We start from the raw sequence: 14,272 nt of genomic DNA on the forward strand, positions 1-14,272 counted from the left end.
TCGCAAGTCCCACTGGAAATCCGCCGCCGTTCTTCCTACGTTCGCTGCCATACCCATCGGCGCCGATCCCGGTTCCGGGCGCAGCGCGCCTTTTTTTGTTGGCGCGATCGCGCACCTTTGGGCTTCCTTGAGGGTAACTCGGATGGATGAAGTGATCAAGGCGAAGCGCCAACAACAGAACGCGGGCTCCAGCCTGCGCGCAATTACGATCCGCGGCGCGCGCGAGCACAACCTCAAGAATATCGACGTCGAGATTCCCCGCGACAAGCTGGTGGTGTTCACCGGGCTATCCGGCTCCGGCAAATCCTCGCTCGCCTTCGACACCATCTATGCCGAGGGCCAGCGCCGCTACGTCGAATCGCTGTCGGCCTATGCCCGCCAGTTCCTGGAGATGATGCAGAAGCCCGACGTCGACCAGATCGACGGCCTGTCGCCGGCGATCTCGATCGAGCAGAAGACGACGTCGAAGAACCCGCGCTCGACCGTCGGCACCGTCACCGAGATCTACGACTACATGCGCCTGCTCTGGGCCCGCGTCGGCGTGCCCTATTCGCCGGCCACGGGCCTGCCGATCGAGAGCCAGACCGTCTCGCAGATGGTCGACCGCGTGCTGGCGTTGTCCGAGGGCACCCGCCTCTATCTGCTCGCCCCCGTCGTGCGCGGCCGCAAGGGCGAGTACAGGAAGGAGCTCGCCGAATGGCTCAAGAAGGGCTTTCAGCGCGTCAAGATCGACGGCACCTTCCATGAGCTGGCGGAAGCTCCTAGCCTCGACAAGAAATTCCCGCACGATATCGACGTGGTGGTCGATCGCATCGTGGTGCGTGCCGATATCGGCCAGCGCCTCGCCGAGAGCTTTGAGACCGCGCTAAAGCTCGCCGAAGGCCTTGCCGTCGTCGAGTTCGCCGATGCGTCCGCGGCGGCTGCGCCTGCGGAGGAAAAGAAGAAGACCGCGAAAATCCACGACAAGAGCGGGCCCGAGCGCATCCTGTTCTCGGAAAAGTTCGCCTGCCCGGTCTCCGGCTTCACCATCCCCGAGATCGAGCCGCGCCTGTTCTCCTTCAACAATCCCTACGGCGCCTGCCCCGCCTGCGGCGGCCTCGGCGTCGAGCAGCATGTCGACGAAGACCTCGTCATCCCTGAGAAGGATCTGACGCTGCGCAAGGGCGCGATCGCGCCCTGGGCCAAGTCGTCGTCGCCCTATTACGTGCAGACGCTGACCGCGCTCGGCAAGCACTACAAGTTCACGCTCGACACCAAGTGGAAGGATCTGCCGAAGAAGACGCAAAACGCGATTCTCTACGGCTCGGGCGAGGACGAGATCAAGTTCTCCTACGAGGACGGGGTGCGCTCCTACGACACCAAGAAGCCGTTCGAAGGCGTCATCACCAACATCAACCGCCGCTACCGCGAGACCGAGAGCGAGTGGGCCCGCGAGGAGCTGGCGAAATATTTTCACGACGTGCCCTGCGAGGGCTGCAAGGGCTTCCGGCTCAAGCCCGAGGCGCTCTGCGTCAAGGTCGGTGGCAAGCATATCGGCGAAATCTCGGAGCTGTCCGTGAAGGGCGCCGGCGCATGGTTCGAGACCGTGCCGGAGGCGCTGAACGCGCAGCAGAACGAGATCGCGGGCCGCATCCTGAAGGAGATCCGCGAGCGCCTCACCTTCCTGCTCGACGTCGGCCTCAATTATCTGACGCTGTCCCGCTCCTCCGGCACGCTGTCCGGCGGCGAGAGCCAGCGCATCCGCCTCGCCTCGCAGATCGGCTCGGGGCTCACAGGCGTGCTCTACGTGCTGGACGAGCCTTCGATCGGCCTGCACCAGCGCGACAACGCCCGCCTGCTCGATACGCTGAAGCGGCTGCGCGACCTCGGCAACACCGTGGTCGTGGTCGAGCATGATGAGGACGCCATCCGCCTTGCGGACTACGTGCTCGACATCGGCCCAGGCGCCGGCATGCATGGCGGCAACATCGTCGCCGAAGGCACGCCCGCCGAGATCATGCGCAACCCGAAATCGCTGACCGGCAAATACCTGACCGGCGAGCTCGAGGTCGAGGTGCCGGAGCGGCGTCCGCCGAACCATCGCCGCACCATCAAGGTGGTGAACGCGCGCGGCAATAACCTCAAGAACGTCACGGCGGAAATTCCGCTCGGCCTGTTCACCTGCGTCACCGGCGTCTCCGGCGGCGGCAAGTCGACGCTGCTGATCGATACCCTCTACCGCGCCATCGCCCGCAAGCTGAACAATGCCAGCGAGGGCGCCGCCCCGCACGACCGCATCGAGGGCCTCGAGCACATCGACAAGATCATCGACATCGACCAGTCGCCGATCGGCCGCACGCCGCGCTCGAATCCGGCGACCTATACCGGCGCGTTCACGCCGATCCGCGAATGGTTCGCCGGCCTGCCGGAAGCGAAAGCACGTGGCTACGAGCCCGGCCGCTTCTCCTTCAACGTCAAGGGCGGCCGCTGCGAGGCCTGCCAGGGCGACGGCGTCATCAAGATCGAGATGCACTTCCTGCCCGACGTCTACGTCACCTGCGACGTCTGCAAGGGCAAGCGCTACAACCGCGAGACGCTGGAGGTGCTGTTCAAGGGCAAGAGCATCGCCGACGTGCTCGACATGACTGTCGAGGAAGCTGCCGAGTTCTTCAAGGCGGTGCCGCGCGTGCGCGAGACTTTTCAGACATTGCACCGCGTCGGCCTCGACTACATCCATGTCGGCCAGCAAGCGACGACGCTCTCGGGCGGCGAAGCCCAGCGCGTCAAGCTGGCAAAAGAATTGTCAAAGCGCGCCACCGGCCGCACGCTCTACATCCTGGACGAGCCCACCACCGGCCTGCACTTCCACGACGTCAAGAAGCTGCTGGAGGTGCTGCACGAGCTGGTCGCGCAGGGCAACACGGTCGTCGTCATCGAGCACAATCTCGAAGTCATCAAGACCGCCGACTGGGTCATCGATCTCGGCCCCGAAGGCGGCGACGGCGGCGGCGAGATCGTGGCGTGGGGACCTCCGGAGGACATCGCAAAAGCGCCGCGGAGCTATACGGGGAAATTCCTGGCTCCGGTGCTCGAGAAGGCGCGGAAGCCGAAGCGGAGGCGTGCGGCGAGCGAGGCGGCGGAGTAGATTGCGCTGCATCGAAGCCACAGGGCTGTAGGGCGGATTAGCGGAGCGTAATCAGCCACTATTCGATCGGGAAAGAACCGACATGTCCGCTGGACTCGTACAAACCTACCGCGCCTTCGCCCACAACAACGCTTGGGCGAACCATCGCCTGCTCGCCGCCTGCGCTGCGCTATCCCAGTCTGAATTCGAAGCCCACCGCACCGGCTTCTTTCCAAGCCTGCAGCGTACGCTGAACCACATCTACATCATCGACTTCTTCTACATCGATGCGCTTGAAGGGGGCTGGCTCGGACCGGCAGCCTGGAAGAACGAGGTGCCGTACCCCTCGTTAGCCGAGCTCAAAGCTGCCCAGGCCGCAATGGACAACCGCCTGATTGCGATCTGCGATGCGCTGACAACTGAACGGCTCGACGCCTTCGTCCGGATCAACCGCGATACGAGCGTTCAAACCGAGCGCTGCGACCGGCTGCTCATGCATCTCTTCCAGCATCAAATTCATCATCGCGGACAGGCGCATGCCATGCTGTGCGAAACGGATGTCGCGCCCCCGCAGCTCGACGAGTTCTTCGCGGAAGGCGAAGCGCCGCTGCGAGCCGCCGAATTCGCCGAACTCGGCTGGACCGAGAAGACCGTTTGGAAATCCAGGACGTAAGCTACGCCAGGAACTCCGGCGGCACATGGTCGGTCAGCCACACACCGTTCTCTGCGCGAAAAAACTTGAATCCCTTGGCATGCATGCTGCCGGCATCGACCTTGAAGATGTGCGGCTTGCCGTGGCGCTGACCGACACGCTGCGCAGTTGCCTCGTCGGAGGACAGATGCACCTGCTGGCGCGCCTGCGGCTTCAGGCCCTCGGACAGGATCGCCTCGACAAACCGTGTCGCCGTGCCATGATACAGGATCGACGGCGGCTCCTGCGGCGCCAAGCCAAGTTCAACCGAGACGGAATGTCCTTGCGCGGCGCGAATGCGATCAGTTCCAGGGGACAGCGAGAAACGCTTCTTGTCGCTCTCTGCGACGACGCGCAGCAGATCATCGCGGCCAAACTTTGTGCCGGCGGCATTTGCCTTGGCGATCAGGTCGTCGATGCTGGCCCACCCGTGCGAATCCAGCACCAACCCGATCGTTTCCGGCTGGTGGCGCAGGACCAGGCTCAGAAATTTGCTGAGCTGGGTGTCATTGATCGGCATGGTTACCCTTCCAGTCCCGCATCACTACACTCAAGTAGTTGGCAAGGCCAGATGATCGATCTGGAGGGAGCAATGAGCCAGTCGAACCTATACGCTATTTCGGAACGCGATCCTCGCCGAGCAACAGGTGACTTGCGTCTACGAGGGTCGCCGTCGCGAGCTCTGTCCGCATATCATCGGCACCGACAAGTCCGGTGACGAAGCCGTGCTGGCTTGGCAGTTTGCAGGCGAAAGCAGCGGATCGCTGCCGCAATGGCGCTGCCTGAAGCTGGCCAATGTCAGTGGTGCCCGGGCGCGGGATGGCCGCTGGCATGAAGGCGGCTCGCATAAGAGCACCCAGACCTGCGTGGCGAAGATCGATCTCGACATCAATGTCGATGTTCGTAAGTTGCGGTGAGGGAGCTACAGGGGTCGAGATCGGAATCGAACCCCGTCGACCACGACGTAACGGCCGATCGCAGGGTTGATTTCGATCCGCTCGTGTCGCATGGCTGTCCTCGAACTCCACGAATATTAGCAGGCGACCTCACGCTTGTCAGCGAGCTCAAAATCCGGCCTCATGCCCTATTCCCTCGCCATATTCGATCTCGACGGTACCCTCGCCGACAGCTTCCCGTGGTTCCTGCGCACCATCAACGACGTCGCGGACCGCTTCGGCTTTCGCCGCGTAAAGGACGAGGATGTCGAGGAGCTGCGCCACGCCTCGTCGCGCGAGATCCTCGCCAAGCTCGAAGTGCCCATGTGGAAGCTGCCGGCGATCGCGCGGCATGCGCGGCGGCTGAAGGCGGAGGCGGCTTCCGAGATTTCGCTGTTCGCAGACGTCGAGACGATGCTGCGAACGCTGGCCGAGAACGGCGTGCAGCTCGCGCTGGTGACGTCCGACAGCGAGGCCAATGCGCGCGAGAAGCTCGGGGACGCCGCAGCGCTGTTCTCGCATTTCGACTGCGCGGCGTCGCTGTTCGGCAAGGCCGCGAAATTCCGCCGGGTCATCCGCCGCGCCGGCGTCGCGCCTAGCAGGGTGATCTCGATCGGCGACGAGGTCCGCGACATCGACGCGGCGCGGGCGGTCGGGATCGCCTGCGGCGCGGTGTGCTGGGGCTATGCGGCACCGGCGGCGCTAACGGCGCTTCGGCCCGACCATGTGTTCGAGCACATCCGTGACATCGCGCCGGCGCTGATCGGCGTCACAGCTCCGATGCGGGCTTAGCTGACGCGCAGCGGTTCGTTTTCCCATCGACAGCGCGACCCGCTAGCCTCGCTCACTCGCCGGATCGACCGGCAGCCTTGCGCGAGGCTCCCGCTCCGATCTCCCGGTTCAGGCACGCAAAAGCCTCTTTCACGTAGACGGCCAAGGGCCGCTTGCCCTGGTCGCGATTCCAACTGTCCATCGCAAGCCGCAAGGCTCCGACCGACATCATGGCGACCACGCGCAGCGCAGCCTGCCGATGCGGCTGCGGCCACATCTCGGACAGCGCCGCGAACACGGCAGCTTCCTTCTCGACGTATTTCGCCTGCTGCCGGATGCGAAGCGACTCGTTCGCGGACATCAGGCGCTCGATCACTTTTGTTTGCTTGTAATCGACCGGGAAGCGGGCTGTCAGCTCCAGCAGGCCGTTCCTTGCGGCATCGAGCGGCGACTGCTTGGTCGTTTGCTCGAGCACGGCGGCACGCAAGGTCTCGCTGAAACCACCATCCTGCCACGCCAGGAGGATCTCTTCCTTGGACTTGAAGTAGTAGAAGAACGTCCGCCGCGAGATCCCCGCCGCCTCCGCGATCGCGTCGAGCGTGGTGGCATCATAGCCCCTGGTCAGAAACAGTTTAAGGCCCTGCTCGGCGATACGATGCAGCGTTTCGCGCCGCTTCCGCTCGCGCAGGCCTTCCTCCTTCCGGGATGAACTTTTCATGACCTGTTTTTGCCATGAAATCGACCAGTTTGCAAAATTACACTAAGTGCAATACGTCGATTACACTCGGTGCGACTTCATACAAGGTGCCTTCATGGTGAACGGGTTGAGCGACACTTCCTCTCAGCATGTGCGATCCGCGCACGCGAATGGCGCGGACGGTGCGAGCGGAGCGACAAGCCTGACCCGACGGCGGTTCGGTGCCGCGCTGCTGGCGGTCGCCGTCACGGCCACGCTCGCCGCGCCTCCAGCCCGGGCGCAGTCCGCGCCCCCCGCGGTCGTCGACTTCGACTGGGTCGATCCGGCGCGTTCGCGGCCCGTTCCGGCGCGCCTGCACTGGCCGGCGGATGTTGCGCCGGGATCGCGCGTGCCGCTCATCGTGTTCTCCCATGGGCTCGGCGGCTCTCGCCGGGGCTACAGCTATCTGGGGCGATATTGGTCGGCCCGCGGCGTCGCCAGCCTGCATGTTCAGCATGCCGGCAGCGATTCCTCGCTCTGGGCGGGCAATCCCCTCGCCGTCGTGGACCGCCTGCAGCGTGCCGCTCGCGAGAGCGAGGCGCTGGCGCGAGCCCTGGATCTGCGCTTTGCCCTGGATCGCATGCTGTCGAGTCCCCATGGTGCCCACGTAGACCGCCGGCGCATCATGGCGGCGGGGCATTCCTATGGGGCGAACACGGCGCTTGTTGCGGTTGGCGCCCGCGTGATGCGCGACGGCAAGTGGGTCGAGGCGCGCGACCCGCGCTTTGCCGCCGCCATCGTCATTTCGGCCCCTCCATTCTATGGCGAACCCGATCTTGCCTCGGTGTTGAGCAGGATCACCGTTCCAACCCTGCACGTGACGGCGACGAAGGACGTCATCCAGATCCCCGGATATTACTCACCCGCTGCCGACCGGCTGGAGGTCTTCAACGCCATTGCCACACCGCGCAAGCTGCTTGCCGTGTTCGAAGGCGGCTCGCACAGCATCTTCACCGATCGCTCGTTCACCGGTGGTCCGGCGCTCAACCCGAAGGTGAAGCTCGCGACGGCCGAGCTCACCCTGGCCTTTCTCGACCTGGTTTTCGATGGCAACGGTGCCACGCTGGCGCGCTGGAACGTGACCTGGCAGCCCATGCTCGCCTCGGCGCCGGGCGCCGCACCTTCTCCCCTGCCCGTCGCGCAGTCCCGGCGCGTGGCCCAGGGAGTGGCGACCGGTCTCGTTCCCTCGCCATGAGGTGGCTCGCAGTTGCGGTCTTGAGCTCGATGGCCGCCGGTTGCGCGGCGGCTCCGCTGGAACGAGCGGGGTCGCTGGCCTCCTACGACGATCTCACGCCGTCCGATGGTCTCTTGACCAAGTCGCAGCTCCGGATCAGCAAGGCTGATGTTCTCGCCGCGAAGACCGCTCGCATCGAGCCGACCGCGTTCACGGCGACCGCAGCCAGCCAGCCGTTCACGCCGCAGCAGCGCAGGCTGATCAAGAACGCAATCAACAGAGCGATGTGTCTTGCGCTCAGCGAGCGCTTCCGGATCGTAGCTCCCACGGAGGCTGCGGACTTGAATGTTCGCGCCGTCATCACACAGATTGCGCCGACCGATGCGGCGGCAGCCGGCGTCTCCAAGGTCGCGAGCGTCGTGCCGTCCATCGTCGCTCCCGGCGTGCCCATTCCGGTGCCGCGCCTTCCGATCGGACTGGGAAGCCTGTCCGTCGAGGCCGAGGCCCGTGACCGCAGCGGCAACCAACAGGCGGCCATGATCTGGGCGCGCGGAGCGAACTCCTTCACCAGCGCTCCGCGTGTATCGAGCGATGGCGACGCCTATGACCTGGCCGAGGCTTTCGGAAGCGATTTCGGGAGGTTTCTCGTTGCCGCGGAGAGCCCGTTCGGGAAGGTCCCCACGCCGCCTTCCGTCGACAGATTGAGCGCCTCTCTCGGTGGTGCGCCCAAGGAAGCGATCTGCGAAACATTCGGCCGGGCGCCAGGATTGGCAGGCCTGGCCGGAGAAAGAATCGGGCTGCCGCCGGACTGGACCGACCGAGGCGCGCCGGAGAACACGATCTTGGAAGCGCAGAACGTCAATTGAGCTCTGGCGGAATGGCCGCTTGAATTCGGCCGGCCGGAGCAAGCGGCCTCGGGTTGTGACGAACTACTCCGTCCTGCGCAGGAACGCCCCGAACGCCCTTGGGCCGTCGCCGGTCTTGATCTCGCCGATCACCTTGAGCTCGGCCGCATCGATGATGCTTAGCGTGTTGCTTTCCCAGCAGGCGACAATGACGCGCTTGCCGTCGGCAGTCGCCGCAATGCCTTCGGGATAGTCGCCGACATGGATGCGCTTGACCGGCTTGAGGCTCGCCAGGTCGAACACGCTGACGGTGCCGCCATATTGGTCGGTGACGAAGCCTCGGCCTAGCGTCAGCGCCACCGCATATGGGCGCATGCCGACCGGCACGCGGCCGATCTCGCGGCCTTCCGCGATATCGATCACGGAGACATCGTCGGAGCCGACATTGGCGGTGTAGGCGCGCTTGCCCTCGGCATCGATGGTGACGCCGAACGGGCGGGTGCCGACCTTGATCACGGCCTTGCCTTGGCGCGTTGCCGTTTCCACCACCGAGACGCTGTCGTCGTCGCGGTCCGCCGAGAGCAGCAGCTTGCCGTCGGGCGTCACCGCAAGACTCGACGGCGAGGCGCCGACCGCGATGCTGGCGACAACGCTGCGCGAGGCCGTATCGATCACCCGCACCGCGGCCGCGTACCAATCGGCGACATAGACCGTCTTGCCATCGGGCGCCACGGCAATGCCGAGCGGCCCGCCGCCGACCTCGACGCGGCCGGCGACCTGCCGCGTGGCAGCGTCGACCACCGTCACCGCCTTGGCATCCGGGCTCGTGACATAGGCAAAGCGCCCGTCGGCGCTGACGGCGACGCCGGCCGGCTTGCCGCCGATTGGGATGGTCGCAACGCCGCGCGCGCCAGCGAGATCCACCACCATCAGATCTTCGCTGAGCTGGTTGGTGACGAACGCCTCGTCGGCGCGCGCGCTTCCAAAGCCGGCGTGACAAAGGCTGGCGGCGAGCGCCGCCAGAACCAGCACCCGCACGATCAGCTGCCGCTCTCGATCTTCTTCTTGAGCGCCTCGAGCCCGGCCTTGTACAGCCCGCTCACGGCCTTGATCGCGGCCTCGTCGCTCAGCTCCGGCGGCGGGTCGTTGTTGGGATAGCCGCGATAGAACGCGCCGGCCCATTCCAGCTTGGCCTTGCCATCAGGCGCGGGCGAGACCGTCAGGGTCGAGGAATAATTGGTCACAGGCAGCACCTTCACGTCGACCTTGGTGATCCGGTACGAATAGCTCTGCATGTCGGGCTCGTATTTGTAGAGCTCCTCCTCGACCGTTCCGCCGCCCGTCAGGGTCAGCTTGCGCGTCGCGCCGATCTCGTTGCCCTTCTCGCCTTCGGTCTTGGTGACCGGCTGGAGCCAGCTCATGTCCTGGAAATTGCCGATCACCGCCCACACCTTGGCCGGGGCCGCGTTGATCTCGATGGATTCCCGCACCTTCTGCCGCGTCGGCCCATGGGCCCAGACCGGCTCGAAGGCGGTCATCAGAGCCATCCCCGCCACCGCCAGCGCCGCCACCCCGGCGATCGCCGGTCCGCTTCTCATCCTCATCTCGTTTCCTCGTTTCTCAATCTGCGCGACTTGGAACGCGCGCTGAGGTCATGCTAGCGCATTTTTGGGCCATGGGGAGACCCGTTCGTGGCACGGCGGTGGCAAAGCCAATGCACACCATTGATTGGGTTGGTCGACGGGCAAAACACCAGACCGGGGTCAACCTGGCCAAGCCGAAATAATTCGCTTTACGCGAATTCGGAATTATCGCATGTTGCGGCCACCCCAACCCGGGCCGAGGGGCGCATCGCGATCGTCACGAACGCGGGATGGGAGGTGGTGGACGCAGGCAGCGTCGCGCGCAAGCGGTTTGCAGGGCGGATCACTCCGTGAGCAGGCGAGGCGCGCACACGACGGGCGCAGTCTGCGTACGGCAAAATCGTGTGGTCCTGGCGCCCGGGGTCTGTGCGCCAAGGCTTGCGGTGACGTTGCGGGCCGACCGGGCCCGCACCGTCAGTCATCCGCAAGGCGACGGGGGCAATAGTGCATCGCTCCCCGGGGAGAGCACGACATAAGCCGTCAACCCACTGCGCAGGGAAGGCCGGATGTTTGGCTTCACCTGTATGCCGCTGTGCAGCTTTTTCAAGCACACGCTTCGCACAGTGGACCGCGGGTGCCAGCCGGCACCCGGCCTTCCCTGCGCCCTCGGCATTTTTGAGGGTGACGAATGCAGCAAAGCTCGGGCGGACTCTGCCGCGAGGATGTGAAGCCGCGCGTATGCGGGTAGCAATGCGAGATAAATTCGAGCTCTCGTGCCCCGGACGCAGCGCAGCGCCCCTTGGGCGGTGCGCTGCAGAGCCGGGGCCCATGCATCCGCGATGCTGCGGCTCCTGGATCCCGGCTCCGCGCCGCAACGTTCACGCGTTGCAGCTTGACCAGGACACGGGAGTTGGCGCACTGCTGCTCCACACTCCGTCATTGCGAGCGCAGCGAAGCAATCCAGACTGCTGCCGCGGAAAGATTCTGGATTGCTTCGCTGCGCTCGCAATGACGACAGAGAGAGCTACTGTTAGGGGATCCCCTCACCTACTCCGCCAGCGTCGCCTCCACGAACCCGTGCGGATCAGCACAAAACTCACGCATCAACCGGTAATGGTCGGTCTGCTCCACCGTGACAGGCTCCAGGCCGTATTTGCCGAGCCGCAGCAGCCGCGCGTTGGGATAGGCCATGAGCATCGGCGAATGCGTTGCCATGATGACCTGGCAGATGCGGGAGTCTTCCATGCGCCGCAGTAGCTTGAGGAATTCGATCTGGCGCGCCGGCGACAGCGCCGATTCCGGCTCGTCGAAGATGAAGATGCCCTGGCGCTGGCAACGCTCCTCGAAGAAGCGCAGAAAACCTTCGCCATGGGAGTGCGACAAGAAATCGGGACCGACCTGGCCGGCGTCGCGCGCAGCCTTGTCCAGATATCGCGCGACCGAGAAAAAGCTCTCCGCACGAAAGAACCAGCCGTTGGTGATCTTCGGCAGCCAGCTTGCGCGCAGCGCCTTGGAGAGTTGGCCGCCCATCTCCTCGCGCGCTTCGGAATGATCGACCGGCTTGTAGCCCTTGCCGCCACCGGCATCGTCATAGCCGGCGAGCGCTGCGATGCCTTCGAGGATGGTCGACTTCCCGGTACCGTTCTCTCCAACGATGATCGTGATGGGGCTGTCGAAGCTAAGCTCGAAATCATCAGGGAAGATGGGCAAGCAAAACGGATAGGCTTCGCGGTCGCGAACCTGCGACGGGTCGAGCCATACCCGCTTCAGATACGGCGCTGGAAGGTTGATCGTTCGATTGCCTCTTCGTGCCATGACGTCCTGCCGCTACTCGTATCCGCAACGGAACATGACAGGAACATCCGGATTGCAAAAGCGCTATCTTGCACCTGCCACGTCACGGCTCACGAGCTAATCCCCTTCCTCCAGCACCAGCTCCATCGTCATCAGCACCGGATTGTCGCCACGGATCAGACGCCCCTCCGCAACGCCGCCGGTATAGTCGATCAGGGCGACATCGAGCGCAGCTTCCAGCGCGCCGGAGGCGCCGGGCGCGATTGTCCCTGCCGTGATTGCCAGCTCCGTCGCAAACGGCTCGGTCACGCCGCCATGGCTGAAGCGCGCGCCGATGGTCGATCCGACGCCGCCATGGATCTTCGCGCGGGCGATGCCGTTCGTGCGGCAGAACGCTTCGAGTGCGCCGGCAAAATCCTGGTTCGGGCGCAGGCGTAGCGCGAAGGCGCGGCTCGTCGTGCGCACGCCGGTGCTTGCAGCCGCGACCGGTCCGAACAGCTTGAAATTGGTCTCCGCATCAGGCTCGGCCGTGAACATCGCACCGTTCAGACCGAAGGCCTCGACCTCGAACGGCTCGGCGACGACGGTCTCGTCCGGCATCATGTGGCCGCCGCTCGTCTTGCCGTCAGCCTCCGTCCACAGTCCGTGGCAATGAAAGAACGGCGCACCGTCGCGCGTGCCGAGCGTCATGCTGCCGAGCCTCAAACGCGTCACGCCGGCGGGCCGGAACGTATCGCTGTAGAACGCCGCATTCTCACCGGTCTTCGACAGCGCCGGCATGACATAGGCGAACGGCCCGAGCGCGCCATGGCGGAAGTTCAGCACGCCGCCGGCAAAGCCCTCCGACGCAAAGCCGCGCCGCGCGGCCTCCAGCAGCGGCAGACCGGCCTGAAGTGTGAACGAGAAAGCGCGTCCCCTCGCCTCCACCCATTGAATGCGTTCGGGAAGCGGCGCGCCCGGCTGCTTGATGCTCCGCATCTGGTGCGCTCAGCTCGCCTTGTCGAGGTCGAGCAGCCCGCGCGCCTCGAGCTCGTCGCGCACCATGCGCTTCGGCACCTTGCCGTAGCCCGATTTCGGCAGCGCGTCCCAGAAGAAGAAGCGCTTCGGCATCTTGTAGCGCGGCACTTTCGGCGACAAGAACGCCGCCATCTCCGCTTCGGTCACCGCCTTCGCGCCTTCTCGGACGACGCAGACGGCGACGCCGACCTCGCCCCAGGTCGCGTCCGGCACGCCGAGCACGGCGACCTCGCCAATCCCGGGATGGGTCAGGATCTTCTCCTCGATCTCGCGCGGATAGATATTGGAGCCGCCGGAGATGTACATGTCCGACGCACGTCCTGTGATGTAGACAAACCCCTCCTCGTCCATGTGGCCGAGGTCGCCGGTGCGGAACCAGCCGTTGCGGAACGCCTTCGCATTGGCTTCGGGGTTGTCGTAATAACCGGCGAACACGGCAGGCCCGATCACGCAGATCTCGCCGCTCTGGTTGGCCTTGAGCTCGCGGCCCTCATCGTCCTGAATCGACACCTGCATGCCGGTGCGCTCGAAGCCGCAGGTGCCGATCCTGGCGTGCGGGCCGTCCTCCGGGTCGTGCAGCGCCGCCGGCAGCACGGTGATGTTGCCGGTGACCTCACCGAGGCCAAAATACTGCACGATCACCTTGCCGAGCTTCTTCAACGCCGCCTTCTGGTCCTCGCGATACATCGGCGCGCCCGCATAGATGACGTAGCGCAGCGAGGAATGGTCGTATTTGCCGGCGGCGGGATGCTCGACCATCATCTTCAGGATGGTCGGCACGGTGAAGAGATTGCTGACGCGATGCGCCTCGATCAGGCGGAACGTCTCGTTGATGTCGAATTTCTCGGTCGGCAGCAGCACGGTGCGCGCGCCGCGCGCGGTCTGCATCAATTGGTGCACGCCGGCGCCGTGCGACAACGGTGCCACCACCAGCGAGGCATCCTGCTCGGTCGTGCCGGGCGTCAGATCGGCGAGATGATTGGTAACGACGAATCCCATCTGGCCGTGGGTGAGCACGGCCGCCTTGGAGCGTCCGGTGGTGCCGGAGGTGAAGAAGAACCAGCAGGGATCGTCATGCTCGACCGCGACATTCTCCACAACGGCGCCCGAATGCGAGGCGATCGCATCGGCCACCGAGCGCTCGCCGAACGCGGCCTTGCCGTCGACGCTCCAGGTGAACTCCAGCGCACCGTCCTTCACCGCCGCGGCGTGCTCGGGGAAATCGACATGGCACAGGAACGCCTTGGCGCCGGAGGCCTGCGCGAGATAGCTGACCTCATCCGGCATCAGACGGAAATTGGTGGGCACCCAGACCGCGCCGAGCCGAAACGCGGCGAACATCGAGAAGAACATCTCATCGCCATTCTTGGCATGGACGAGGATGCGGTCGCCCTTGGCAATGCCCCGCGCGGCGAGCGCCGCGGCCAGGGCGGAGACCTGCGCATCGATCTCGCGCCAGGTCCAGGACTTGTCCCCCCAAACGAAGCCGGGACGCGCGCCATGCCGCCGCGCATTCTGGGTGAGCATATAGGCGAGATTCATGACGCGGCGGGACATGCGCAGGGGCTGCATCGGGCTTCCTCTTCGACGACGGGCGGCACGCAAGCCGTCCGTTCATTGCAG

General features: G+C 65.0%; 13 protein-coding genes. 6 read left to right on the plus strand and 7 right to left on the minus strand.

The features are described from left to right. Positions 1 to 142: 142 nt before the first annotated feature. Positions 143 to 3,124, plus strand: a complete 2,982-nt coding sequence (gene uvrA, locus N2605_RS17745; protein ID WP_260347339.1) for an excinuclease ABC subunit UvrA — start codon at positions 143 to 145, stop codon at positions 3,122 to 3,124. A gap of 82 nt (positions 3,125 to 3,206) precedes the next feature. Further along, positions 3,207 to 3,776: a DinB family protein gene (locus N2605_RS17750; protein ID WP_260347340.1), complete on the plus strand. Its 570-nt coding sequence runs from the start codon at positions 3,207 to 3,209 to the stop codon at positions 3,774 to 3,776. A gap of 1 nt (position 3,777) precedes the next feature. Here the strand turns inward: N2605_RS17750 and N2605_RS17755 are convergent, their stop codons facing one another. Then, positions 3,778 to 4,314: an RNA 2'-phosphotransferase gene (locus N2605_RS17755; protein ID WP_036028168.1), complete on the minus strand. Its 537-nt coding sequence runs from the start codon at positions 4,312 to 4,314 to the stop codon at positions 3,778 to 3,780. 127 nt (positions 4,315 to 4,441) lie between these two features. On the opposite strand from N2605_RS17755, the gene N2605_RS17760 reads away from it, so the two are divergent. Together N2605_RS17760 and N2605_RS17765 are read left to right on the plus strand one after the other, a co-directional pair. After that, positions 4,442 to 4,711, plus strand: coding sequence for a hypothetical protein (locus N2605_RS17760; protein ID WP_244608982.1), 270 nt, complete (start codon positions 4,442 to 4,444; stop codon positions 4,709 to 4,711). Between the two features lie 162 nt (positions 4,712 to 4,873). Beyond that, positions 4,874 to 5,521 (plus strand): HAD-IA family hydrolase, encoded by a 648-nt coding sequence (locus tag N2605_RS17765; protein WP_036012680.1) that lies wholly within the window; start codon positions 4,874 to 4,876, stop codon positions 5,519 to 5,521. A gap of 52 nt (positions 5,522 to 5,573) precedes the next feature. Here the strand turns inward: N2605_RS17765 and N2605_RS17770 are convergent, their stop codons facing one another. Further along, positions 5,574 to 6,218, minus strand: a complete 645-nt coding sequence (locus N2605_RS17770) for a TetR/AcrR family transcriptional regulator (protein WP_260347341.1) — start codon at positions 6,216 to 6,218, stop codon at positions 5,574 to 5,576. Between the two features lie 106 nt (positions 6,219 to 6,324). On the opposite strand from N2605_RS17770, the gene N2605_RS17775 reads away from it, so the two are divergent. Further along, positions 6,325 to 7,431, plus strand: a complete 1,107-nt coding sequence (locus N2605_RS17775; protein ID WP_260347342.1) for an alpha/beta hydrolase family protein — start codon at positions 6,325 to 6,327, stop codon at positions 7,429 to 7,431. A 29-nt stretch (positions 7,432 to 7,460) separates the two neighbouring features. After that, the gene (locus N2605_RS17780; protein WP_306469099.1) at positions 7,461 to 8,276 is read left to right on the plus strand and encodes a DUF3313 domain-containing protein; all 816 of its coding nucleotides are present in this window, start codon (positions 7,461 to 7,463) and stop codon (positions 8,274 to 8,276) included. Between the two features lie 63 nt (positions 8,277 to 8,339). On the opposite strand, the gene N2605_RS17785 is transcribed toward N2605_RS17780, so the two are convergent. The 5 genes from N2605_RS17785 to N2605_RS17805 all read right to left on the minus strand — a co-directional run bounded on the left by N2605_RS17785 (position 8,340) and on the right by N2605_RS17805 (position 14,221). Further along, positions 8,340 to 9,293, minus strand: coding sequence for a YVTN family beta-propeller repeat protein (locus tag N2605_RS17785; protein WP_260347343.1), 954 nt, complete (start codon positions 9,291 to 9,293; stop codon positions 8,340 to 8,342). 2 nt (positions 9,294 to 9,295) lie between these two features. Next, on the minus strand, positions 9,296 to 9,859 hold the full coding sequence (locus N2605_RS17790) for an SRPBCC family protein (protein WP_036044199.1): 564 nt from the start codon (positions 9,857 to 9,859) through the stop codon (positions 9,296 to 9,298). Between the two features lie 1,026 nt (positions 9,860 to 10,885). Beyond that, a complete protein-coding gene (locus N2605_RS17795; RefSeq protein WP_260347344.1) occupies positions 10,886 to 11,653 on the minus strand; it encodes an AAA family ATPase in 768 nt (255 codons plus the stop codon). Between the two features lie 96 nt (positions 11,654 to 11,749). Beyond that, entirely contained in the window at positions 11,750 to 12,610 is an 861-nt protein-coding gene (locus N2605_RS17800) for a DNA-binding protein (protein WP_260347345.1), read from the minus strand. A gap of 9 nt (positions 12,611 to 12,619) precedes the next feature. Further along, positions 12,620 to 14,221 carry an acyl-CoA synthetase gene (locus N2605_RS17805; protein ID WP_260347346.1) on the minus strand — a complete coding sequence of 534 codons (1,602 nt, stop codon included), beginning with the start codon at positions 14,219 to 14,221 and terminating at the stop codon, positions 12,620 to 12,622. Positions 14,222 to 14,272: the final 51 nt, after the last annotated feature.

Source organism: Bradyrhizobium yuanmingense, assembly GCF_025200905.1.
GTDB lineage: Bacteria > Pseudomonadota > Alphaproteobacteria > Rhizobiales > Xanthobacteraceae > Bradyrhizobium > Bradyrhizobium yuanmingense.